Consider the following 23,676-nt stretch of genomic DNA (forward strand, 5'->3'; position numbering starts at 1 on the left):
CGGACTTCGTGAAGCCAACTTTGCCGGACATCCTGAATGAGCATACTTGGTCGCTGCATTGCAATTTTCATTGCTACTTTTGCTTGTGCAATTGCCGGTGTCTATGTGCACAAGTTGTTCCACAATGACCTCAATCTATCGGCAGATATCATCAGATCCGTCTCCGGTTTGATCGGCACGCTCTTTGCCATCGTTCTAGGTTTGCTTGTCTCTTCCTCTTACACCACATTCAACAGTCATCAGGCCGATTTTAATTCGCTGATCAACGCAGTCGCTAATATCGATCTCCTGCTGAAGCAATTCCCTGACGTGTCTGATAGACCAAGACTGATGCTGCGGCGGATGGTCGTTCGCTTGCTGCGACGATATTGGCCCGTCCAGGGTAAGAAACAGGGTAGCGAGGTCAGTTACGGCCAACTTTCCGAAGATGTCGAGACAGTGCTGGAAATCAACAAGATCTCCGAGGGGATTGAGAAAATCACTCGCGACGATCTTAACGCTATCCGCCAATTCTCCAGCAACTTTATTGCCATTCAGTCGAATATCGTCAGGAGTCTTTCAAGCCAGGTGCCGGCACTACTTCTTGTCATTGTGTTTGGCTGGGCCTGTCTTTTGTTCTTCCTTTACGGAAGTCTTAGCGGCGGCAATATCATTGGAATATTCTTTCTGCTATTGGGCGCCGTCGCCATCGCGAGCGCCAATTTTCTGATACTGGAATTGACCCATCCGTATCAAGGCCTCTTCAAGGTGTCCAGCGCCCCATTCGACTTGCTGCTGGAGTCCATGATCCAAGAAGAAGATCGGTCGGGCTAACCGAGCAGAGGTTTGTTCGGAATCTGTGGGGCAGCGCTCATGGATGTCCGTTCGCGGCCAGAAGCGGAGGCTTGACACTGCGCCATGGACCTACGCTATGGACGTCGCCCCGACGCCGTTCTCCGGGCCCGGTTTCGGGCTCTAAGCGCCCGGAGGGAATGTGATCTTCTGGCCTCATCTCAGGGCTAACCCGGTCTGACGTGGCATTTCTCCGTGTTTCCCCTTGTTTACAGGGGGGCTTGAGGTGCTTATCGTTCCGGGCATGGTATCGATTCCACAAAAACGCATCACGATTCGGGACATTGCCGCCTTGGCGGGGGTGTCGACATCGACTGTGTCGCGCGTGCTCAACAACTCCGGCTATGTGAAGGTCGAGGTGCGGGAGCGAATCGAAGCGGTCATTTCGGAAACACATTACACGCCGTCGGAACTGGCAAAGCAGTTGAAGTCGCATCGGTCGGGGCTCATCGGGGTCATCATCCCGAAGATCAACTCGTATACGACAAGCGAGATCGTGGCGGGCATTTCATCGACGCTGGAGCCGCTGGGTTACCAGATGCTGCTGGCGAACACCGCGAATTCGGTTGCCGAAGAGGAGGCCGCCTACGATTTGTTTCGCAGGCAGCGGGTCGCGGGCGTGTTGCACTCGGCAACGACCGTGAACGACAACCTCATTAGCGCGATCCGGGAAGCGGGTCTGCCGGTGGTCATGATTGGTCAGGACGCCAGCCATCTGGGTGTGACGAGCGTGATCCAGAACGAGCGCGCCGCGGCGCGCCAATTGACCGAGCATCTACTCAGCCGCGGACACTCGCGGATCGGCTTGGTGACGGTCGGCGAAGAGGACATCCAGGTCGGCGGAGAAAGAACGGCTGGCTACGTTGAAGCGTTGCAGGCGCGTGGTTTGGCGGTCGATCCGGCGCTGATCGTGCGCGCGAGTTTCCGGGCTGGCGCGGGCGAGGAGGCCGCTGAACAGCTGCTACGCGCCACGGGCAGCGCACGGTGTACGGCGATCCTGGCGGTGACCGATCGCTTGGCGGTTGGGGTGATGGCGTGCCTGCATGACCACGGCATTCGCGTGCCCGACGAAATGGCGGTGGCCGGCATGGGAGACAGCGACATGGCCTGGATGGTGCGGCCGGCATTGTTGACCGTGCACTATGACTACGCCGAGACAGGAGCGGAGGCCGCTCGCCTGATGTTGGCCATTCGGGAGTCTAAGGATGGCGCCACCTCGCGCACAGTGATGCCTTATCGGCTGGCGCTGCGTCGCAGTACCTGACACCGAGTACGGACGCGGCCGTCGCAACGGATTGATGTAGCAAGTGAAGCACAAGTAATCGTCAAAGATTTCAATGTGGTATCGATACCATATCCAAAAGAATTGAGGAGAACATGACGGAAAGTGACACCGCGAAAGCGCTGCTGCCCCTCGTTGGCGGCCCCAAAAACATCGCTCGGCTGGCCCATTGCGCGACCCGCCTGCGGCTCGTCGTACACGATGAGTCGAAAGTCGATCATGCCGCGATTGGCGCGCTCGATCTCGTCAAGGGGTCGTTCAGTGGCGCGGGGCAGGTGCAGATCATCATCGGCCCGGGGATCGTCAACCACGTCCACGACGCGATGGAGGCGCAGCTCGGCGATTCCGGCAATTCGGCCGCCGGCTCGCTGGACGAAGTGAAGGAAGAGGTGGTCTCGCGGCAGAACGCGGCACAGAGGCTGGCGCGCACGCTGTCGAACATCTTCGTGCCGATCATTCCTGTGATCGTGGCATCCGGCCTGCTGATGGGGCTGCTGGGCATGCTCAAGAGCCTGGGCTGGACGAGCGGCAATAGCGCCGTGTTCCAGATCCTGGATGTGTTCTCCAGCACCGCGTTCGTGTTCCTGCCGATCCTGATTGCGTTTTCGGCGGCCCGCGATTTCAAGGTCTCGCCATTTCTGGCAGCAGCGCTGGCCGGAATCATGATCCACCCCGCGTTGCAGAACGCATGGACGCTCGGCGGCGGTGTTCACGAATACTGGAACCTGTTCGGCCTGCAGGTCGCGAAGGTCGGTTATCAAGGCACCGTGCTGCCGATTCTGCTTGCCGTTTGGATGATGTCTTGGATCGAGCGCGGCGTGAAGCGCTTCATGCCGAATGCGGTCGATCTGATCTTCACCCCGTTCTTGACGCTGCTGATCTCGGGCGCGATCGCGCTGGCCGTGGTGGGCCCCATCGGGCGCGCGCTCGGCGATGGGTTGTCGTTCGGCCTGCAAGCGATTTACCACACGGGTGGCGAGCTGGCCGGCCTGGTGTTCGGCGGCCTCTATTCGCTGATCGTCGTCACGGGCATCCATCACAGCTTCCACGCCATTGAAGCGGGGCTGCTTGCCAATCCCGCTATCGGCGTCAACTTTCTGCTGCCGATCTGGTCGATGGCAAACATTGCGCAGGGCGGCTCGGCGCTGGCCGTGTTCTTCATGTCGCGTGACGAGAAGACCCGGCAGATCGCGCTGCCGGCGGCATTGTCCTGCCTGATGGGCATTACTGAAGCGGCGTTGTTTGGTGTGAACCTGCGCTTCTTCTGGCCGTTCGTCTCTGCGGCGGTTGGCGGTGCCGTGGCGGGCGGCTGGGTGGTGGCCACGCATGTCGGCATGACGGGCATCGGCCTGACCGGTTTGCCGGGGCTGGCCATCGTGCGGCCTGACAGCCTGCTCAACTATCTGATTGGCGGTGTGATTGCGTTCTCGGTCGCGTTTGCTGGCACCTGGTTGCGCTATCTGAAGGTCAAGACGCCGTATGGGGAGGCCACGGGTGTCTGACCTGAGCGCGCTGGACGTGATTGTCGATTCGTGGCGGCAAACGTTTCATCTGTGCCCCCCACATGGCCTGATCAACGACCCCAATGGGCTGATCTTCTGGCAGGGGGCCTACCACGTCTTCTACCAATGGAACCCGAGCGGCTGCGATCACCAGAACAAGCATTGGGCGCATGTGCGCAGCACGGACCTGCTGCACTGGGAGTGGCTTCCCTTCGCCCTGGCGCCCGATCGGCCCTACGACGCGCAGGGCTGCTATTCGGGCTGCGCGATGGACGTCGATGGCCAACTGTTTCTGATGTACACGGGCAACGTGCGTGATGCGGTGGGTGGCCGTTCGAGTTACCAGTGCCTTGCACGTTCGCGCGATGGCGTGCGTTTTGAGAAGCTTGGCCCGGTCATTGATGGCGCGCCCGAGGGCTACACCGGTCATTTCCGTGATCCGAAGGTCTGGCGGGAAGGACAGGCGTGGTACGCCGTCATTGGGGCGCAGCGCGACGATCTGGCTGGAACGGTGGTGCTTGCGAAAAGCCCGGACCTGGTTGCGTGGCAACTGATTGGCGAGCTGATCGAGCCGGCGCCGTTTTCCTACATGGTCGAATGTCCCGACCTGTTCAGGCTGGATGAGCACGCGGTGCTGATTTGCTGCCAGCAAACGGCAGAGGTCCGTGCCGATGGCATCCGCCGCGCAGACACCGCCGGCTATCTGGTGGGCGAGGTCAACTTGGTGGCTGCCCGCCTCGCGCATACGGGCTTCCGTCCGCTCGATCGTGGCTTCGATTTCTACGCACCACAGACGCTGCTCGACGCTAGCGGCCGCCGGCTGCTGATTGGTTGGATGGGGCTGCCGACGCAGCCGGAGACCCCCACCGTTGCATCCGGCTGGACGCATTGTTTGACGATGCCGCGCGAGTTGGCCCTGGAAGACGGCCGTCTGCTGCAACGGCCATTGCGCGAACTCGCGCGCTTGCGCGGCGAGGTGATCCGGATGCCCGATACCGCGCTGCAAGCGGGGGCAGCTGTTTCGTTGCCGCAGGTGCCCGGTGGGGCGTGGGAGCTGGACGTCTTGATCGATGCGCCCGCTGGCGCCGATTGCGCCGATTGGGTGCTGCACCTGTTCGACAGCCGCGAGCAGTCGCTGCGCTTGGTCTGCGAAGGCAGCCACGGCCGGCTTGCGCTGATCCGCAACTGTCCGGCAGCCGGGCAGTTCGATGAGCGCAAGGATTGCGAAATCGACACCGCCGTCACGCGCGTGCAGGTGTTCGTCGACCGCAGCTCGGTTGAGATCTTTGTCAATGACGGCGCGGAGGTCTTCACCACGCGCTGCTACCCCGCATCCGAGCCGATGCCGCCGCGCTGGGTCACTACGCACCCGCTGGTGCTGCGCGATCTCCGTCTATGGCCATTACAACCGCAGCCCAGGTAGCTGCGGCATTTCCCAACTCGAGAACTTCGAGCACAACAAAAAAAGCAGTAGAGGAGACATGCAATTGAAGGGCAAACTAAAACCCCTGGTGGCGGCAGCCTTGTTCTGTACGGGCGTGCAAGCCATGGCCATGGATCTTGGCGACGGTTGGGAAGTGGTCGGCTATATCCGTGCTGGCGTGGTATCCGAACACCAGACCGACAAGGGCGGCGCCAACAAATACGCGCTGGGCAACGGCGCAGAGCTCTTCCGTCTGGGCAACGAGGGCGATACCTACGCCGAGCTTGGGCTCAAGAAAACATTCCATCTTGATAGCGGCGTGAGCTGGACCGCCGCCTATACCGGCACCTACTGGAACGGTCTGGCCAACCTGCGGGGCTTGGGTAGCGATGGCGCCTACGCCGCCAAGGAAGCCTATGTCACCACCACCGGCTACGCGTTCTCGCCATCCACCGTGTTCTGGGCGGGCAAGCGCTATGTCGAGCGCGAAGACGTGCATATCGTCGACCACTACTTCTATAGCGTTGGGGGACCGACGATCGACCTGGGCGCCGGTGCGAACAATATCCCGGTCGCAGAATCCGCCAAGCTGGGGCTCGCCATACTACGCAGCCAGCAGCGTTTCAACCCGACCGACGGCAGGAAGGATGCCACTCGCGCCAGCGTCGATTTGTACGACATTCCCGTCACCGAAGGCGGCAAGCTGCGCGTGATCGGCTCCATGGTGTTCGGCGATTTCAAGGGTGGTGACGGTGGCAAGGCCCTGACATTCAAATACGATCAGGCCAATTTCCTGCTGCCGAACGTCACCAACTCGGTTTGGTTGCAGACCAGCACCGGCTATTCTTCGCTCGAAACCGGGTTCGGCCCGCTTAACAGCCCAACCGGCACGCGCAGTGTGCGCCTGATCGATTCGGTGAATTGGCAGGCTGGCCGCTTTGGCGGTCAGGCGCTGGCGGTCTACCAGCGTAATAAGGACGAGCAGGGCGGCGGCAGCAGCACCGGCAACTCGTTCGGCGGCCGTCTCTCATACGGTCTGACTCACAACGTCAAGCTGCTGACCGAATGTGGTTGGACGCGCTTGCGTGCCAACGGCGGCCCGCTGCAGCGGCTAGACAAATACACCGCGGCCATTGCCTTCAGCAAGGGGCCGGAACTCCTGGCACGCCCCGAACTGCGCTTGTACGCCACGCACGTGGCGTGGAACCAGGCGGCGCTCGACGCCCAGGGCGCAGGATGGGGCGCGTGGTCGGCCGGTCGCCGCTCCACCAATATGATCGGCGCCCAGCTTGAGAGCTGGTGGTGACGCCCAGCGGCCTTGGCCGCCCTCAATTCGCATCCCATCGTTTCCAATCCTCCGGTTCTCGTGCCGGTTTTCAGGAGCCACCCACATGTTGGCCAAGCAATCTCCAGTGAACGTGCTGGCCCCGTTATCGGGGCGCATTGTCCCCATCGAAGACGTGCCGGATCCGGCGTTCGCCCAGAAGATGGTGGGCGATGGTTTGTCAATCGATCCGGCAACCAATCTCGTGCTGGCGCCGATCGACGGCCAGGTGATCGACTTGCACGCTTCGCGGCACGCGGTCGTGATCGAGGCACCATCGGGCGTTCGGATCATGGTGCACGTCGGCATCGACACCGTCATGCTCGATGGCAAGGGTTTCGACGCGCTGGTCAAGAAGGGCGATACGGTGCGTGCCGGGCAGCCGCTGCTGCGCTTTGACCTCGTGCACGTGGCCGCGAATGCTGCCAGCGTGTTGACCGAGATCGTGGTCGTCAATGGCGAATGCCTCGTGCAGATGGACAAGGCCTCGGGCACCGTCGAAGCGGGCAAGAGCGTGCTGCTCACGCTGCATCTTGCTGTGCAGACCGCGCACGGTATTGCGCTGTCCACGGAGTCCGACGGCGAATGGCTGCATTCGCCGTTCATCGAGCTGCCGAACCCGGCGGGCCTGCATGCGCGGCCTGCCGCGATGCTGGCCAAGGCAGCGCGCCAGTTTTCCGCGCGCATCGGTCTGTCGTGTGGTGCCCTCGACGCGGATGCCAAATCGGTGGTCGACATCATGGCATTGGCGACGCGCCAGGGCGATCGCGTGCGCTTGAGCGGATGCGGTGCCGATGCTGCGCAGGCGCTGGAGCACCTGGAGCGCCTGCTGCGTGAAGGATGTGGTGAACGTGTTGACCGTGCCCATGTGGCCGGGCTCGCCCATGCCATGCCGTCGGCTGCCAACATGGCAAACGGCGTGGCAAATGGCGTGGCAAGCGACACGGCACTGTCCGGCGCGTTCGCTGGCGTTTGCGCGTCGCCAGGGCTTGCGATTGGCCAGATCGTGCAATGGCAGGGTGTCGAATTCCAATTCGATGAATTTGGCGGTGCCTACGACGAAGAGCGTGGCCGTCTGTCCAACGCGCTGCGGATCGCGGGTGAGCAGATCCAGTCGTTGTCGGTTGCCGGCGGCGAGGGTGGTTGCCAGGCCGACATCATGGAAGCGCATCTGGCGCTACTCGAAGATCCGGCATTGACTGAGGCAGCGGAGGCGAGCCTGCGCACAGGCACCAGTGCACCGACTGCGTGGCACCGCGCCTGTCAGTCAGTGGCGCAGCGCTTGGCGCAGCATCCCAGCCCGCAACTTCGCGAACGTTCCACCGACGTGCGCGATATCGGCACGCGTGTGCTGTCTCTGCTGACGGGGGTGCGGCGCGCAACGCCGGTACTGGCCGAGCGATCCATCGTCCTGGCCGAAGATCTGACGCCGTCGGACACGGTGTCGCTCGATCGCAGCAAGGTCGCCGGCTTGTGCACGGTGTCGGGCGGACCCACCAGCCACGTGGCCATCATCGCCAGATCGATGGGGATTCCCGCGATCTGCGGCATGGATCCCGCCGCGCTGTCTCTTGGCGACGGTACGCCTGCGGTACTCGACGGCTCGGCGGGCCTGCTGCGTATCGACCCGAATGCCGAACTGCTGGCCGACGTGACACGCCGCATGGAGGCCGCGGCCGCCCAGCGGCGGGCAAATGCGCAAGTCGCACATCGGCTTGGCTGCACGCGTGACGGCCATCGCGTGGAGGTGGTCGCCAACGTGCGGGACGCGGCCGACGCGCAAGAGGCCATCGCCTCGGGGGCCGAAGGCGTTGGGCTGCTGCGTTCGGAATTTCTTTTCGAGGATCGCGTGGATGCGCCCAGCGAGGATGAGCAGGCGGCTGCGTATCAGGCCGTGGCGACCGAGTTGGGAGCGGCCCGAAAGCTGATCGTGCGCACACTCGACGTCGGTGGCGACAAGCCGCTGCGCTACCTGCCACTGCCCAAGGAGGATAACCCGTTCCTCGGCCTGCGCGGCATTCGCGTCAGCCTCGCCTATCCGGATTTGTTCCGTACGCAATTGCACGCGATGCTGCGCGCGGCACCGCACGGTGACCTGCACATCATGTTCCCGATGGTCAGCAGCCTGGACGAGGTGCTGGCGGCCAAGCGCATGGTGCGTGAAGCGCAGGAGCGCTATCCGCATCCGGTCAAGATTGGCCTGATGATCGAGGTGCCCGCCGCCGTCGCGATGGCCGAAGCGCTTGCCAAGGAGGTCGACTTCTTCTCGATCGGCACCAATGATCTCGCGCAATACACACTGGCGATCGATCGCGGTCACGCAAGGCTTGCCGCGCAAGTCGATGCGCTGCATCCGGCCGTGCTCAAGATGATCGAACTGACGGTGGCCGGCGCGCATGCGCACGGCAAATGGGTGGGGGTGTGTGGTGCGATGGCCTCCGATCCGGCGGCGACGGCGATTCTGGTGGGGCTTGGCGTCGATGAGTTGTCGGTGAGTGTGCCGGCCATCGCTGCGATCAAGGCCGAACTGGCCTCGCTCGATTTCGAAGCCTGCCGGGCACTGGCGCAGCGCGTGATCAAGCTGGGCAGCGCCGCGCAGGTGCGCCAGGCGATTGCCGCCGGCCAATAACCCCTGATCTCGCCACGACCACGCATCCCACAATCATGACGACGCACGTACCCTCAAGCCCGACCGACCAGTCACTCGACATGGTGATCTTCGGCGGGGCAGGCGATCTGTCCGTACGCAAGCTGCTGCCCGCGCTTTACATGGCACATCTGCATGGCAGCCTGCCCCGGCAAACGCGCATCATCGCGGTGGGTCGCAGTGCGTGGTCGCGTGAGCAATATCTGGCCTTCGTGGAAGAGCTCTCGCGGCCATTTGTCGACGCACATGCGCTAGATGCCGGCGCCTGGGAGCGGTTTCTTGCGCTGTTGGACTACGCCTGCGTCGATTTTGGTGCGCCAGATGACTACGCCCATCTGGCCGAAAAAACCTGTGGCGACGCGTTGCGCGTGTTCTATCTCGCGACCTCGCCGAATCTGTTCAGCACCATCTGCAGCAACCTGGCGGCATGCGGGTTGGTCGACAGCCACGCGCGTGTCGTGCTGGAGAAGCCGCTGGGCCACGACCTTGCTTCTGCCAAGGAGATCAACGCCTCGGTCGGACGCCATTTTCCAGAAGAGCGGATTTACCGGATCGACCACTATCTCGGTAAGGAAACGGTGCAGAACCTGATGGTGCTGCGCTTGCGCAATGCGATTTTCGGGACGTTGTGGCAAGCGCCGTACATCAAGAGCGTGCAGATCACGGTTGCGGAGTCGGTTGGGGTCGGTAGCCGCGCGGGCTTTTATGACCATACCGGTGCGATGCGCGACATGATTCAGAATCATTTGCTGCAACTGCTGTGCATCGTCGCCATGGAGCCGCCGGTGTCGCTGGATCCCGATGCGGTGCGCGATGAAAAGCTGAAGGTGTTGCGCTCCCTGCGTCCGATGTCCAGGGAGATGATCGCCCGCGACACGGTTCGAGGCCAATACGCCGCCGGCGCGGTAGACGGAGAGCCGGTCAGGGGCTATCTGGACGAAACCGATGTGCCCAACGGCAGCGGTACCGAAACCTTTGTGGCGCTACGCGCGCAGATCAACAACTGGCGCTGGGCGAACGTGCCGTTCTTTCTGCGCACGGGCAAGCGTATGCACCGGCGGCGCTCGGAGATCGTCATCGAGTTTGCGGACATGCCGTTCTCGATTATTCCAAACGGGCCGCACAACAGCGCCAACCGGCTCGTGATCCAGCTTCAGCCGGAAGAGTCGATTCAGTTGCAGATGCTGGCGAAGGAGCCCGGCAGCGGACTGCACGTGCAGCCAGTGAGCCTGAATCTCGATTTGAAGCAGGCGATTGCAGGGCGCCGAGCCGAGGCTTACGAGCGTCTGCTGGTCGATGTGATTCGTGGACGCTTGACGCATTTCATGCGCTGTGACGAACTCGAAGCCGCCTGGACGTGGGTCGAGCCGATCCTCGACGGATGGAAGGCGCTGGGTGACAAGCCGCGCAGCTACACCGCAGGGACCTATGGTCCGGCAGCATCTTCGGCGCTCATGGCGCGCGAAGGCATGCTGTGGGCCGAAGAGGCTTGAGTTTGCAGCGCACGGGCTGCCATTGATCGACGACCTGATGATGACCTGTTTAACCCAGACACCTGCGTGGCGCGCATTGATCGCCCATCGCGATGCGATGACCGATGTATCGATCCGCGATCTGTTCGCGCGCGATGCCGAACGCGCGGCGCGGTTCTCGTTGGAAGCGGCGGGACTCTTCGTCGATTTCTCGAAGCATCCTGTCACCGAAGCAACACGCGATCGACTTGTGGCGCTTGCGCAGGCCACGGAGGTCGAGGCGCGGCGGGATGCGATGTTCGCGGGCGAGCGGATCAACCGCACCGAGAACCGCCCCGTGCTGCACGTCGCGCTGCGTGATCGATCAGGCAAGCCGCGCTGGGTCGATGGCACGGATGTGACGACACAAGTTGCAGCGGTGTTCGACAAGATGCGCCGCTTCAGCCATGCCGTTCGAGAAGGGGCCTGGCGCGGCCATACGGGCCTGCCGATCACCGACATTGTCAATATCGGCATCGGCGGGTCGGACCTGGGGCCGAACATGGTTTGCGAAGCGCTCAAGCCATACGCGCATGAACGGCTGTCGATGCACTTCGTATCGAATGTCGACGGCGCAGACATTGCCGAGGTGCTCAGTCGGGTCGTGCCGGAAACGACGCTGTTCGTGGTGTCATCCAAGACATTCACGACGCGCGAAACACTCGTCAATGCCCGTACCGCGCGCGCATGGCTGCTGGCAAGCGGTGCGGCGGAATCGGCGGTCGCGAAGCATTTCGTTGCGGTTTCCACCCATGCGGATGCGGTGGCCGCATTTGGCATCGACCCAGCGAACATGTTCGAATTTTGGGACTGGGTCGGTGGACGCTATTCGCTATGGTCGGCGATCGGGTTGCCGATTGCGCTCATGGCCGGCATGGACGCGTTCGAGGCGTTGCTCGGCGGCGCTTACGCGATGGACCGACACTTTGCCGAGGCGCCGCTTGCGTGCAACCTGCCCGTGTTGCTCGCGCTGATCGGTATCTGGCATCGGAATTTTCGCGGTACGACGAGCCAATTGATCGCGCCGTATGACAATCGGCTGCATCGTTTGCCCGCGTATCTGCAGCAACTCGACATGGAGAGCAATGGCAAGTCGGTCACGCTGGACGGCCAGCGCGTCGGCTATGCGACCGGTCCCGTGATCTGGGGTGAGCCCGGCACCAACGGCCAACACGCGTTCTTCCAGTTGCTGCATCAAGGCACGGCTACGATCCCAGCGGACATGATCGTCTGCATGCGGCCGCATCACGGGCATGCTGAGCATCATGACATCCTCGTCGCCAATTGTTTCGCGCAATCTGAAGCCTTGATGAACGGCTGGTGTAATGCCGATGCGCCGCACCGCAATTTCGACGGTAACCGCCCCACCACCACGATTTGTCTGGACACGCTCGACCCGGCATCGCTTGGCGCGCTGATTGCACTCTACGAGCACAAGGTATTCGTGCAGGGCGTGGTGTGGGGCATCAACTCCTTTGACCAATGGGGTGTCGAGTTCGGAAAGCGGCTTGCCGTCGTCATCGAAGCGCAGCTTGCCGCGCCGGATGCCGAGCCGTCGCACGACGGTTCCACCAACCAATTGATTGGCCGATACAAAGCGCGGCGTGGCGTGGCCGCCTGACGCATGCGAACACGCGAGAAGACGATGAACCTCCCACGACTGGTCGTATTTGGTGAAGCGCTGACGGATTTCATTCGCGAGGACGCGGGCCACTGGCGCAGCGTTGCAGGCGGCTCATGCTGGAACGTCGCGCGTGTCGCCGCACGGCTCGGCGTGCCAACCGGTTTTGCCGGCACGGTGAGCCGTGACATGTTGGGTGACGAGTTGATGGCCCTGAGTGCGGAGGCCGGGCTCGACATGCGCTTCATGCGGCAAGTCGACCGCGCGCCGTTGCTGGCGATGGTCGTGTCGAAACAGCCGCCGCAGTACTTTTTTGTTGGCGAGAACAGCGCCGATCTCGCATTCGATCCGGCCAGCTTGCCAGACGGCTGGCTTGATGCCGTGGAGATTGTCCATGTGGGTTCGCTCGGGATGGTGCGCGAACCGCTGGCTTCGCGCCTGATCGAGGTTGCGCAGGCCGTGCGCGATGCAGGCAAACGCATTTCATTCGATCCGAACTTCCGTGCGCCAATGGCCGATTCGTCATACCGTGTGACGCTGCGCAAAATGGCGGGCCTGGCCAACTACATCAAGGTGTCTGACGAAGACCTGTGCGGTTTATTTCCTGATCTCGACGAGGCCGCGGCACTCGCGCAGTTGCGTGCGTGGGCGCCCACGGCCGCCGTGCTGGTGACGCGCGGCGCCTTCGGCATGCGACTGCTGCACGGTGATGACGTGTTCGAGCAGCCGGCGTTTCCGGCCGCGGTGGTCGATGCCGTCGGCTGTGGCGATGCGAGCGTCGGCGGCTGGATGGCAAGCTTGCTTGCCCGTCCCGACGCATCCGCGATCGAGCATGTGCGCCATGCAGCGGCGTGCGCGGCGGTGGTCTGCACACATCGCGGGGCGTATGCGCCGACGATGGCGGAAGTCTCGGCGCTCGTCGAGCGTCGATAGTGCCTTACCACCACCGCGCCCGACATCTTCCAGTCGCCCTCGCTACTTCAGAGTTTTCTCACCTAGGCCGACGCCGAGACGACACCGGGATTTCCCTAGGCTGACATCTGTGACGACATGTTATTAACTAAATCACGTTGATTTAATTAATGACGCCGGAAAACGGCGCGGCCCGGAGACAACATGAGAAGTCCGCACATCGGCCAGGGCAGCAATTCGGCCAACGTGCGCCGCTACAACGAGCGCCTACTCCTCAAGGCACTGCGGCGCGCGGGCAGCGCGTCGAAGGCCGAACTCGCGCGCCTCGCCAACCTCACCGGGACTGCGGTCGGCAGCATCATCACGTCACTGGCTGACGCGAAGCTCATCGAATTCACCGGCCGCCGCGTCGAAGGCCAGCGCGGCCAGCCTGCGTCGCTGATCCGCCTTGATCCGCGCGGCGCGTTTGGCATCGGTGTCCGGCTGGACCGGATGCGGATCGAGACGGTTCTTGTCAACTTCGTGGGCGAAGTGCTCGGGCGCCGCTCGCACGATACGCTGCTCCCGCCGCCCGCCGCCGTGCTCGAAATCGTGCGGCAGGACATCGACGCCATACAGCAACTGCTGTCCGCTAGCGAGCGCCAGCGGCTCGCTGGCGTCGGTGTCGGGCAGCCGTACAACCTGGGCAGCTGGCTGCGCGAGATCGGCCTGCCGGCCGACGCGTTTCGCGCTTGGGCCGAGGTCGACTTTGCCGCCGAGCTTGGCCGCGCGATTGCGTTGCCAGTGTTCAGCGAGAACGACTGCAATGCCGCCGCGATCGCGGAGCTGTTCTACGGTTGCGGGCGCCAGCACGACAACTTCGTCTATCTGTTCCTTGGGCCAGTCATCGGCGGCGGCATTGCGGTCGACGGCGATTGCCTGCGCGGACGCACCGGCAACGCCGGGGACTTTGCGGTGATGCCCGTGCTGCCGAGCCGCCTGCCATCCGCTCCCGCGCCAACCGGCGCATGGGACATCCTGCTCACCCGCACCTCGCTGAGCGCGCTGATCCGCCATTTGCGCTATTGCGGCGAGACCGTCGAGACGCGCGCGGATCTGGAAGCGTGCATTGCGCGTGGCACGCGGGCTGTCGACGAATGGGTCGACGACTGCGTTGACGCGCTGGCCCCCGCACTGCGCTCGGTGCTGTCGGTGCTGGATGCGTCGGCCATCGTGTTTGATGCCGACACCGACGCGGGCCTGATCGATACGCTGATACGGCGCCTGTCCAACGCGCTTGCCGAGATCACGCCGGAGGCGCGCGGCTTGCCGACGTTCGTGCGCGGTTCGTTCGGCCCGGACGCCGGCGCAATTGGCGCCGCAACGCTGCCGATGTTCTTCAACTTCTCGCCGCGCACCGGCATCCTCAAAGGTGCCAGCGTGCGAACGCAGGAGGTCAGCTATGTTGCGTTCTGAGACGTCGCGTCCGCTGCTCGAAATGCAGAGAATCAGCAAGACGTTCCCCGGCGTACGCGCACTCAACAACGTCAGCTTGGCGGTCTACCCCGGTGAAGTGCATTCGCTGATGGGCGAGAACGGCGCCGGCAAGTCGACCCTGATGAAGATCCTCTCGGGCGCCTACCAAGCGGATCCGGGTGGCGAAATCATGATCGACGGCAAGCGGCTCGTCGTCGACAGCCCGCTCGCCGCGCGCGACGCTGGTATCGCGGTGATTTACCAGGAGCTCTGCCTCGCACCGAACCTCACCGTGGCGGAGAACATCTATGTTGGCCGCGAACTGCGTCGCGGCAACCGCCGTTGGGGCATGATCGACCGCCCCGCAATGGCGCGTGGCTGCGTGGATGTACTCAAACGCCTGGGTGCGAGCTTCGGGCCCGAAACGCTGGTCGGTACGCTGTCGATCGCCGAGCAGCAGTTGGTCGAGATCGCGCGCGCGGTGCACACAAAGGCGCGTGTGCTGGTGATGGACGAGCCCACGACGCCGCTATCGTCGCGCGAGACGGAGCACCTGTTCGCACTCATCCGTCAATTGCGTGCCGAAGGCCTCGCCATCATCTACATCAGCCATCGGATGGATGAGATCTACGCGTTATCCGACCGCGTGTCGGTGCTGCGCGACGGCGCCTACGTTGGCTCGCTGGACCGCGCGTCGCTGTCGGCCGAGCGGCTCGTTTCCATGATGGTCGGCCGCGACATCTCCGGCTTCTACAAGAAGGAACACGCGCCGTACGATCGCGGTCACCTGCTGCTTTCCGTGCGCGACGTTGCCGACGGCGCCCGCGTGCGTGGTTGTAGCCTCGACTTGCATGCCGGCGAGGTGCTGGGCATCGCGGGCCTGGTCGGCGCGGGCCGTACGGAGCTTGCGCACCTGATCTTCGGCGCGCAACCGCGCACGCGCGGCGAGGTGACGCTAGGCGACAGAGCGTTCGGTGCACATTCGCCACGCGATGCAATCGATGCGGGCCTCGCTTACTTGACGGAAGACCGCAAGCGGCAGGGCCTGTTCCTCGATATGAGTGTGCGCGACAACATCAATATTTCCGTTGCCAACCGCGATGCGCAAGGCGGCGTACTCGACCTCGTGCGCGGGGCAAAGCGTGCACGCGACGCGATCTCCTCACTGTCGATCCGTGTACCGCATGCGAATGTGAACGCTGGCGCGTTGTCAGGCGGCAATCAGCAAAAGGTGCTGCTGTCGCGCTTGCTGGAAACCAAGCCGCGCGTGCTGATCCTTGATGAGCCGACGCGCGGCGTGGACATTGGCGCCAAATCGGAAATCTATCGAATCATCAACGAACTCGCGCGCAGCGGGGTCGGCGTGATCGTGATCTCCAGCGAGTTGCCCGAGTTGATCGGCATCGCCGATCGCGTGCTCGTGATGCGTGAAGGCACGATTGCCGGCGAACTCGGTGGCGATACCGGCCAGCCGATCACGCAAGAGGCCATCATCGCACTCGCCACCGGCTCGCAAACAGCGTTGGCGCAAGCGCACTGAGTTGCGCCGCGAAGCGCTATTCCACCTACAGGTGAACGATATGAATCAGATCAAGCAGCGCGACCTCGCGTCCGCGCAAGCCTCTGTGGCCCCCCACCGTGCGTTGCAAGCGCGCCTTGTCAGTCATCGGGCTCGCATGCAGTCACTGATGCGAACGGCCGGCATGCTGCCTGTGCTGATGCTTCTCTGCATCGGCTTCGGCGTTATGACGGATGGATTCTTCACGGTGCAGAACCTGTCGATCGTCACGCAGCAGGCGTCGATCAATATCGTGCTTGCCGCTGGCATGACGTTTGTGATCCTGACGGGCGGCATCGACCTCTCCGTCGGTTCGGTTCTCTCCGCCGCGGCGGTTGCTGCGCTCATCGCGTCGAACATCCCCGGTTGGGGCGGCCTTGGGGTGCCGGCTGCGCTGCTCGTCGGACTCGGGTTCGGGCTCGTCAACGGCGCGCTGGTTGCGTTCCTGCGTCTGCCGCCGTTCATCGTCACCCTTGGCGCGTTGACCGCCGTACGCGGCATCGCCCGTCTGATGGGCAACGACACAACCCTCTTTAACCCGCAGCTGCCGTTCGCGTTCATTGGCAATGGCTCGATTCTGGGTGTGCCGTGGCTTGTCGTGATCGCCATCGCGGTGGTTGCGGGCTCGTGGTTCATCCTGCGCCGCACCGTGCTGGGCATGCGCATCTACTCGGTGGGCGGCAACCCGGAAGCAGCGCGCCTGGCGGGCATCAACGTGCGGGCGATCGAACTCTTCGTCTACGCGACGTCAGGTCTGCTCGCCGGACTCGGTGCGCTGATGTCGGCTGCGCGCCTCTATGCGGCAAACGGCCTGCAGCTCGGCCAGTCGTATGAGCTCGATGCGATCGCTGCAGTGATCCTCGGCGGCACGAGCTTCGTCGGCGGTGTTGGCTCGATTGTGGGCACGCTGGTCGGCGCTCTGATCATCGCAGTGCTTTCGAACGGCTTGGTGCTGCTGGGTGTATCCGACATCTGGCAATACATCATCAAGGGCCTGGTCATCATTGGCGCCGTCACGCTGGACCGCTACCGTCGGCGCGAATCGGCCCGCACCTGACCTATCCCAATCTATTCAATACCTCAATACCGGCGCACACGCAGGTCCACGTGCGCGTCTTAGTCATGGGCCATCTGGAGACGACGATATGCACACATTCAAGATCAAGGCGATGCAAGCCGGCATGGCATGCGCGATGGCGTTTGCGGGGATCGCCGCGCATGCGGCAGACAAGCCGCTGAAATCGATCGGCGTAACGGTCGGCTCGCTCGGCAACCCGTACTTCGTCACCGTGGTCAAGGGCGCCGAGGCGCGTGCGAAGGCAATCAACCCGAACGCGAAAGTCACCGCCGTCTCTGCGGACTACGATTTGAACAAGCAGTTCACGCAGATCGACAACTTCATTTCCGCACACGTCGACCTGATCCTATTGAACGCAGCCGATGCGAAGGCGATCGAGCCGGCGCTCAAGAAGGCGCAGGCAGCGGGCATCCCGGTCATCGCGGTCGACGTGGCGGCCGCCGGTGCCGACGCGACCGTGCAGACGAATAACGTGAAGGCCGGCGAGCTGGCGTGCGACTACCTGGCGAAGAAGCTCGGCGGCAAGGGCAACGTGATCATCGAGAACGGCCCGCAGGTGTCCGCCGTGATTGATCGAGTGAACGGCTGCAAGACGGTGCTTGCCAAGAACCCGGGCATCAAGATCTTGTCCTCCGACCAGGACGGCAAGGGCTCGCGCGAAGGTGGCATGAGCGCAATGCAGGGCTATCTGACACGCTTCCCCAAGCTGGATGGCGTATTCACGATCAACGATCCGCAGGCCATTGGCAGCGATCTCGCCGCCAAGCAGCTCAACCGCAGCAACATCGTCATCACGTCGGTCGACGGTGCGCCGGACATCGAGACCGCGCTGCAAAGCAATACGCTCGTGCAGGCCTCGGCGAGCCAGGATCCGTGGGCCATGGCGCAGAAGGCCGTTGAGATCGGCTACGGCGTCATGAACGGCAAGAAGCCTGCCGACCCGATGGTCCTGCTGGATCCGCAGCTGGTCACGCGCGACAACGTGAAGAGCTACAAGGGCTGGAGCGCGCACTAAGTCAATGAACCTGCCCCGACTGCTCGTCTTCGGCGAAGCGCTGACCGACTTTATCCGCGACGACGCCAATCATTGGCGCAGCCTTGCCGGCGGCTCGTGCTGGAACGTCGCGCGCGTGGGCGCGCGGCTCGGCGTGCCCACCGGCTTTGCCGGGACCGTGAGCGACGACGTGTTCGGTGATGAACTGATGCAAAAGAGCGCCGAGGCCGGCCTCGACCTGCGCTTCATGCGGCAGGTCAACCGCCCACCGCTTCTCGCAATGGTGGTGTCGAAGCAGCCGCCCCGGTATTTCTTTATCGGCGAACACAGTGCCGACCTGGTGTTCGATCCGTCCGAGCTGCCTGCAGGCGCGCTCAATGCGGCCGAAATCGTGCACTTCGGCTCGCTCGGCCTGGTGCGCGAGCCGCTTGCCTCACGCCTGATCGAGGTTGCGCAGAGCGCGCGTGCGGCAGGCAAGCGGATCTCCTTCGACCCGAACTTCCGCGCACCAATGGCCGAGCCGGCGTATCGCACCACGCTACGGCGCATGGCTGGCCTAGCCAGCTACATCAAGGTTTCGGACGAGGATCTGGGTGGCCTCTTTCCCGACCTCGACGAAGCTGCCGCGCTCGCGCAACTCCGCGAATGGGCGCCGGATGCAGCCGTACTTCTGACGTGCGGCGCGTCGGGCATGACGCTTTTTGAAGGCGGCAACGTGCTGTTCCAGCCGGCATTTCAGACCGTGGTTGCCGACACGGTGGGCTGCGGCGACGCAAGCGTCGGCGGCTGGATGGCGAGTCTGCTTACGCACCCGGAGGCTCCTGCGGTCGACCATCTGCGCTACGCGGCCGCGTGCGCGGCGGTCGTCTGCGGGCATCCCGGCGCATACGCGCCCACTGCTGCCGAGGTGGCGTCACTGCTCCCTGGGCGATACGAGCGATGTGTCGAGTGAGGCGCAACGCTGTCAGCTTCGTCCTTTGCGGTGAATCGTCGATTCTCGGGCGCGAACAAAAAAATGCCCGGCGAGATCACCGCCGGGCGTTCACCCAATCAGATGCTCGGGACAGGCTCAAGGTGCCCGTGGACCACCTTCCCTCGCTGTCGGAGCAGCCACAGCGTTGGCGTTAAGGAAGCCCCAAACGAAGTCGACCTGCATCACGTCGAGCGTGCCGCTGTTGTTGTCGTTGTGGAACCACGCGGGATTCGGGATGCCGTGATAGCTCAATGCGTAGCCGTAATCGGACTGATCCTTGTTGAACACACTCAACCGGAAGAAGTTTGCCTTGTCGCGTTCCACATGGATGCCGGCTCGGGCGTGGCAGGTCATGCAGCTTGAATTGTTCATGAAGCCAGCCTCTGTGATGGAATTGCCCAGCACGGTCTTGCGGCCCATGGAGTTCGTGAACTCGACCTGGGAACCCTTCAGCCGATAACTGCGCCAGCCCAGGTCGGAGATCGAAGCCTGCTCGCTGTTCGTGCTCATGGCCGTGCCGATGCCAAGGTTCTTAAAGACTTGGTCGAGCCCGGCGTTGATCGCTTCCACCGGATACAGCTTGTCGTGATCGAAGACGGTAGATGGTGACATCACGAGCCCGTCTGACTTGACGTGCGGCGCCATGTAGTTGCGGGCCACGCCACTGGGCAGCGGGTCGGTGGACTTGTAGCCGTAAGCGTCGTTGCAACCGATGAAGTCGCATCGACCGGGCATGGCAATGTGCTCGAATGTCGTCCAGACCCAGTTGGGGACGTCCTTGGATGAAACGTGGAACGCCATCAGGTAGTGCACACCGGTCAGCTTGCAGCTCACGGACGTGGTGCCCTCGTTGTACTTGACCACCGTGGTCATTTTCTGGGTGATGAAAGGCTTCTCGCGCGTGTTGGCGATGCCGAGCTTCTTGGCGATGCCCTCATACAACCAGTTGCTCTTGATCATGATGGCATCTGGCGGGAAGTCGATTTTGCCCAGCTTCGCGGCTTGGCCTTGGCTTGCAGAACGACTGTCCAGCGCATATGGCGCGTTTTTCCGCTGGTTCTCATCGTTCGCCGCAAATACGGCGGCCACCCCGTTACTGTTGTAGAGATTGTTTTCAAACAGGTAGTTGTGGAAAGCCCGGTTGCGGATGGTGACTTCGGAATTGGTCTGGCGAATCACCCGACCGATGCTTTCGTAGCTCTTGGGCACCAGCTTGTCCACCACCGAGTCTGAGCACTGCGGCATGTCGGGCGCCTGGGCGCTTAGCGCCCGTATCGTGTTGAACTCTGTCACGGTCTTGTCCAGATCGACCGGCGTGGCCATTTCCTGCAGGTGCTGCGTGATGGCAGGGCGGCCGATCCGGAGCGCGGGGGCGCCTGACTTCAGCAACATCGCACCGTGCTCGCGCATATCGCCGGGGAAGATCGGACAGTGCTGCGGGTCGTTCTTTGAAGAATGGGGGTCGCAGCAGTTGTGGCCGGTGGTGGCCGTGCAGAGTGGCCACGGCTGTTGCGGCCAGTTCTGGTCTTCGTCGGCCCAATCGCGCCAGAAGCGGTCACGCACCGCCGTGGCGAACAGCCGCCAAGACGTCATGTCGGGGCAAGTCATCGCGGGATTGCTGATGCGCTCATCGACAGACCACTTGCCGTTTTTGTCGACGGTCATTTTGCAGTGCTCGTTATCACGCACGTCCGCCACGTAGTACATCGAATAATCAATTCCGTTTGGCTTTTTCGTCTGCGCGGGCGCAGTGGACGCAAGTACGAGCGCGAAGGCGGCTAACGCCACCGCCAGAGCCAGCCGAAACCAAGCCAGCGTGCCGCGACGGCCGATGCGAACCACCGCACCGAAGAACCTCTCACGGACCACCCGGGTGGTCGCAATGGGCGTGGTCATCCTGATGTCTCCCGTTGTTGTCATTGTTTGAATGGATATGCCTGCTTCATTGGCTCGCGGGCAATATCGTCTGACGGACTACGCACGCAACCAGCCGTGACCGCTTCACACTGGAACTTCGCAAGCCAGTGATCGCGATGCCTATTACGCAGCCGGATCCCAATCAGAAGGTTTGGTCGGCCATGCGCATCCTGCCAATGAAATTTTTCTCTATCTGATATACCGGCAAGGCACGAATGCAGACGGGAGTCAGCGCGATATGGCGCCCCTTCTAGACAGCTTCACCATCATTGCGTCATTGGCGATCTGTATAAGCGGATCCAATGCGCCGGTATTGATTGAGTCGGCGTCTTGATGAAGCCGCCAGATGGCGGCTTTGCGTGCTTCCGATCAGCAGTCGACGCACTCATGGTGGTCACGCAAGACTCGGAAGAAGCGGGACCATGAGGCAGCGGGGTTTGCCTGCTCCCGCATGTCCCGCTGCGGCTTCGATCAGTGATGCGCGTGCGCCAGGCCGCCCGCGCCATCGCTCAGACCGATCGCCACGTTTTGCATCATGCCCTGGTCCTCGTGGTCAAGGATGTGGCAGTGCAGTACAAACTCACCGATGTAGCGCTCATAGCGCGTGCGCACGATCAGGCGGTAGTACTTCTTCTGCGGCGGGTTGGTGAGCTTGTCGGTGGGCCTCAGATCGGTCTTGACCCACAGCGTATCCTTCCATACGCCCTTGAGCCCGGCGAACTGGTTGTCGCCATCCGCCTCGACATAACCCGGCACGCTGACGTCGTTGCCCTTCGGGTCCAGCACGGCAACGATCTGGAACGGATTGACGTGGATGTGGAAAGGGTGGCTGACACTGTATGACCGCAGTTCCCATTGCTGGGCCTTGCCGAGGATCAGGGGCCGGTTGACACGGGCGGGGTCGTAGGCCGATGCGCCCTTCGGTACCCATTGGCCGGTGGAGCCTTGCACAACCTCGAAGCTGTTGCCCACAGTGAACTTGAACGCGGCAGGCTGCGGATCGATACCGGTACCCAGGTAGAACACCATCTCCTGCTGCGGGGTGTTTCCGATCTCCTGGTCGGTGATGGTCGGATGCGGCACGAAGCGGGTCAGGCGCACGGCCCGCTTGCCGGCGCTGTCCTTCGCCATCAGGTCACGGATGATGGCGTCACGCACGTCGGCCGGCATGTGGCGGCGTGCTGAATCGACCAACTGGTGGACCAGCGTGCCGGTCGGGTCGTGCGTGGGCGTCCCGCCGCGCACGGTCACCACACCCAGCATGCCGGGCGGCGTCGCCGCTCGGCTGACGGTGGCGGCGCCGGATTTTGTCACTTCGGTGACGCAGTAGTTGCCCGCTTCCGGGAAGACGACCAGCAGGTCATAGCGGTAGCCCGGCTGCAGCGTCACGGTATCGCTGGTCAGCGTGTTGCCCATGGTCAGGCCATCGGCGGCCACGACCTGGTAGGGCACGACAGGCCCCGTGCAGACGCTATCCAGAAATTGCGCCATGCCAGCTTTTGTTGGACGCGCGTTGGACGTCGCGGTACTCGCCATCTTGCGGAATTGCACCGTGATGGTTTCGCGGATGCCGGCATGGATGAGGCGCCAGCGCTCCACCTGGCCCGCCCGCGCATCGGCGAAGGTTGGCATGACCTTGCCGTTGATGCTCGTCCAGCGGCCCGAATCGGCCCAGGTGTCGGGTCCCATGTAGTCATAAGACTCGATGATGCCGGTCTGGTTGGGCTTGCAGTCCCACGTCTGCTGCGTGCCGTCGAGGCAGTAGTACTGGATCTGCTGAAGCAGTAGCGTGCGATCCTTGAACGGCTGACCGTTCCCATCCACGAGCAGGGTGTCCAGGTCGCCATTAACTCTGGGCGTGGGCTTACGGTCGCCGTGGATGACCAGGGCACCCGACATGCCGCTGGCTACCTGCAGCGCCGTCGAGCCGTGGCGGTGCGGGTGATACCAGAAAGTCCCGGCCGGATGGTCGGCCGGGATGTTGTACTCGTACTGGAAGCTGGTCTGCGGGTTGAGCGACAGCAGCACGTTGTCGCTATTGCCGGTCGGACTGACCCACAGGCCATGCGAATGCAGGTTGGTGCCGTTGAAGCAGTGCGGCTTGTCTGGAGCAGTGTCGCCAGTACAGCCGTCGTTGCCCTTCAGGTCGTTGTGCAGGGTGATGCGGACGGTATCGCCCGGCGTCACGTCGATCTGCGGGGCGACGAACGCGTCCGACGTCACGCCGGTCCCGATATAGCCGCGTAGCCTCACCTTCTGGTAGCGCTGCTGGCCGGGGTCATACAGCGTCCCGTCCTTGTAGTCGATATGCAGATCGAAGGCACGCTCCCTGCCGGCGTGCGGCTGTGCCGTGGTGGCCAGACTGAGTGCCGACATGGCACGCGGCACGCCCGGCGTGGTAAGGGCCTCCTGGGCGGGCGCCACTTGCGGCAAGGACGGCGGGTTGGCGAAGAGGTTGTCCACCGCCTGCGCAACTGCGGGCTGCCATGCCAACCCGCTCAGAAAAAAGGCACCCAGCGCGGCGGTGCGCAACGTCTTGCCGCCAGCAGTTCGGCCCGCTGGATTCGCCGGGCGGCTTGCCTGGCCTTGGTCGACTTCCGGTGTGCTGCATTGCATCGTCCACCCCCTTTTTTGTCTATGGCGATTTG

Annotated in this window: 16 protein-coding genes; 14 read left to right on the plus strand and 2 right to left on the minus strand. The window is 63.0% G+C overall.

Annotated elements, in window-relative coordinates; genetic code table 11:
- Window positions 1–36: 36 nt before the first annotated feature.
- The 14 genes from ACS7SF_RS24415 to ACS7SF_RS24480 all read left to right on the plus strand — a co-directional run bounded on the left by ACS7SF_RS24415 (window position 37) and on the right by ACS7SF_RS24480 (window position 19,090).
- A complete protein-coding gene (locus ACS7SF_RS24415) occupies window positions 37–813 on the plus strand; it encodes a hypothetical protein (protein WP_439893061.1) in 777 nt (258 codons plus the stop codon).
- 262 nt (window positions 814–1,075) lie between these two features.
- Entirely contained in the window at window positions 1,076–2,095 is a 1,020-nt protein-coding gene (locus ACS7SF_RS24420) for a LacI family DNA-binding transcriptional regulator (RefSeq protein ID WP_439893062.1), read from the plus strand.
- A 113-nt stretch (window positions 2,096–2,208) separates the two neighbouring features.
- Window positions 2,209–3,615, plus strand: coding sequence for a sucrose-specific PTS transporter subunit IIBC (locus ACS7SF_RS24425; protein ID WP_439893063.1), 1,407 nt, complete (start codon window positions 2,209–2,211; stop codon window positions 3,613–3,615).
- On the plus strand, window positions 3,608–5,038 hold the full coding sequence (locus ACS7SF_RS24430; protein WP_439893064.1) for a glycoside hydrolase family 32 protein: 1,431 nt from the start codon (window positions 3,608–3,610) through the stop codon (window positions 5,036–5,038). The genes ACS7SF_RS24425 and ACS7SF_RS24430 overlap by 8 nt, the downstream gene beginning before the upstream one ends.
- 58 nt (window positions 5,039–5,096) lie before the next feature.
- Window positions 5,097–6,344 carry a carbohydrate porin gene (locus ACS7SF_RS24435; RefSeq protein ID WP_439893065.1) on the plus strand — a complete coding sequence of 416 codons (1,248 nt, stop codon included), beginning with the start codon at window positions 5,097–5,099 and terminating at the stop codon, window positions 6,342–6,344.
- Window positions 6,345–6,429: 85 nt separating this feature from the next.
- Window positions 6,430–8,991 (plus strand): phosphoenolpyruvate--protein phosphotransferase, encoded by a 2,562-nt coding sequence (ptsP, locus tag ACS7SF_RS24440; RefSeq protein ID WP_439893066.1) that lies wholly within the window; start codon window positions 6,430–6,432, stop codon window positions 8,989–8,991.
- A gap of 35 nt (window positions 8,992–9,026) precedes the next feature.
- Window positions 9,027–10,502: a glucose-6-phosphate dehydrogenase gene (zwf, locus tag ACS7SF_RS24445; RefSeq protein WP_439893067.1), complete on the plus strand. Its 1,476-nt coding sequence runs from the start codon at window positions 9,027–9,029 to the stop codon at window positions 10,500–10,502.
- A 40-nt stretch (window positions 10,503–10,542) separates the two neighbouring features.
- Window positions 10,543–12,141: a glucose-6-phosphate isomerase gene (pgi, locus tag ACS7SF_RS24450; protein ID WP_439894476.1), complete on the plus strand. Its 1,599-nt coding sequence runs from the start codon at window positions 10,543–10,545 to the stop codon at window positions 12,139–12,141.
- 24 nt (window positions 12,142–12,165) lie between these two features.
- On the plus strand, window positions 12,166–13,074 hold the full coding sequence (locus ACS7SF_RS24455; protein ID WP_439893068.1) for a carbohydrate kinase family protein: 909 nt from the start codon (window positions 12,166–12,168) through the stop codon (window positions 13,072–13,074).
- Between the two features lie 183 nt (window positions 13,075–13,257).
- Window positions 13,258–14,508, plus strand: a complete 1,251-nt coding sequence (locus ACS7SF_RS24460) for an ROK family protein (protein WP_439893069.1) — start codon at window positions 13,258–13,260, stop codon at window positions 14,506–14,508.
- Window positions 14,495–16,048: a sugar ABC transporter ATP-binding protein gene (locus tag ACS7SF_RS24465; RefSeq protein WP_439893070.1), complete on the plus strand. Its 1,554-nt coding sequence runs from the start codon at window positions 14,495–14,497 to the stop codon at window positions 16,046–16,048. The genes ACS7SF_RS24460 and ACS7SF_RS24465 overlap by 14 nt, the downstream gene beginning before the upstream one ends.
- Window positions 16,049–16,088: 40 nt before the next feature.
- Window positions 16,089–17,123 (plus strand): ABC transporter permease subunit, encoded by a 1,035-nt coding sequence (locus ACS7SF_RS24470; protein ID WP_439893071.1) that lies wholly within the window; start codon window positions 16,089–16,091, stop codon window positions 17,121–17,123.
- A gap of 88 nt (window positions 17,124–17,211) precedes the next feature.
- Complete coding sequence (locus ACS7SF_RS24475) at window positions 17,212–18,159, plus strand: ABC transporter substrate-binding protein (RefSeq protein ID WP_439893072.1); 948 nt, start codon at window positions 17,212–17,214, stop codon at window positions 18,157–18,159.
- 4 nt (window positions 18,160–18,163) lie between these two features.
- Window positions 18,164–19,090, plus strand: a complete 927-nt coding sequence (locus tag ACS7SF_RS24480; RefSeq protein WP_439893073.1) for a carbohydrate kinase family protein — start codon at window positions 18,164–18,166, stop codon at window positions 19,088–19,090.
- A 117-nt stretch (window positions 19,091–19,207) separates the two neighbouring features.
- Here ACS7SF_RS24480 and ACS7SF_RS24485 read toward each other — a convergent pair whose 3' ends face one another.
- Both ACS7SF_RS24485 and ACS7SF_RS24490 read right to left on the minus strand, forming a co-directional pair.
- Window positions 19,208–21,007, minus strand: coding sequence for a hypothetical protein (locus ACS7SF_RS24485; protein ID WP_439893074.1), 1,800 nt, complete (start codon window positions 21,005–21,007; stop codon window positions 19,208–19,210).
- Window positions 21,008–21,499: 492 nt separating this feature from the next.
- On the minus strand, window positions 21,500–23,644 hold the full coding sequence (locus ACS7SF_RS24490) for a multicopper oxidase family protein (RefSeq protein ID WP_439893075.1): 2,145 nt from the start codon (window positions 23,642–23,644) through the stop codon (window positions 21,500–21,502).
- Between the last annotated feature and the right edge of the window lie 32 nt (window positions 23,645–23,676).

This window comes from Ralstonia sp. 25C (assembly GCF_051904805.1).
GTDB lineage: Bacteria > Pseudomonadota > Gammaproteobacteria > Burkholderiales > Burkholderiaceae > Ralstonia.

Coding starts and splice junctions, on each gene's coding strand:
- ACS7SF_RS24415 (WP_439893061.1), top strand. CDS start 37: ATGAGCATACTTGGTCGCTGCATTGCAATTTTCATTGCTACTTTTGCT.
- ACS7SF_RS24480 (WP_439893073.1), top strand. CDS start 18,164: ATGAACCTGCCCCGACTGCTCGTCTTCGGCGAAGCGCTGACCGACTTT.
- ACS7SF_RS24425 (WP_439893063.1), top strand. CDS start 2,209: ATGACGGAAAGTGACACCGCGAAAGCGCTGCTGCCCCTCGTTGGCGGC.
- ptsP (WP_439893066.1), top strand. CDS start 6,430: ATGTTGGCCAAGCAATCTCCAGTGAACGTGCTGGCCCCGTTATCGGGG.
- ACS7SF_RS24420 (WP_439893062.1), top strand. CDS start 1,076: ATGGTATCGATTCCACAAAAACGCATCACGATTCGGGACATTGCCGCC.
- ACS7SF_RS24470 (WP_439893071.1), top strand. CDS start 16,089: ATGAATCAGATCAAGCAGCGCGACCTCGCGTCCGCGCAAGCCTCTGTG.
- zwf (WP_439893067.1), top strand. CDS start 9,027: ATGACGACGCACGTACCCTCAAGCCCGACCGACCAGTCACTCGACATG.
- ACS7SF_RS24455 (WP_439893068.1), top strand. CDS start 12,166: ATGAACCTCCCACGACTGGTCGTATTTGGTGAAGCGCTGACGGATTTC.
- ACS7SF_RS24490 (WP_439893075.1), bottom strand. CDS start 23,644: ATGCAATGCAGCACACCGGAAGTCGACCAAGGCCAGGCAAGCCGCCCG.
- ACS7SF_RS24435 (WP_439893065.1), top strand. CDS start 5,097: ATGCAATTGAAGGGCAAACTAAAACCCCTGGTGGCGGCAGCCTTGTTC.
- ACS7SF_RS24465 (WP_439893070.1), top strand. CDS start 14,495: ATGTTGCGTTCTGAGACGTCGCGTCCGCTGCTCGAAATGCAGAGAATC.
- pgi (WP_439894476.1), top strand. CDS start 10,543: ATGACCTGTTTAACCCAGACACCTGCGTGGCGCGCATTGATCGCCCAT.
- ACS7SF_RS24475 (WP_439893072.1), top strand. CDS start 17,212: ATGCACACATTCAAGATCAAGGCGATGCAAGCCGGCATGGCATGCGCG.
- ACS7SF_RS24460 (WP_439893069.1), top strand. CDS start 13,258: ATGAGAAGTCCGCACATCGGCCAGGGCAGCAATTCGGCCAACGTGCGC.
- ACS7SF_RS24485 (WP_439893074.1), bottom strand. CDS start 21,007: ATGACCACGCCCATTGCGACCACCCGGGTGGTCCGTGAGAGGTTCTTC.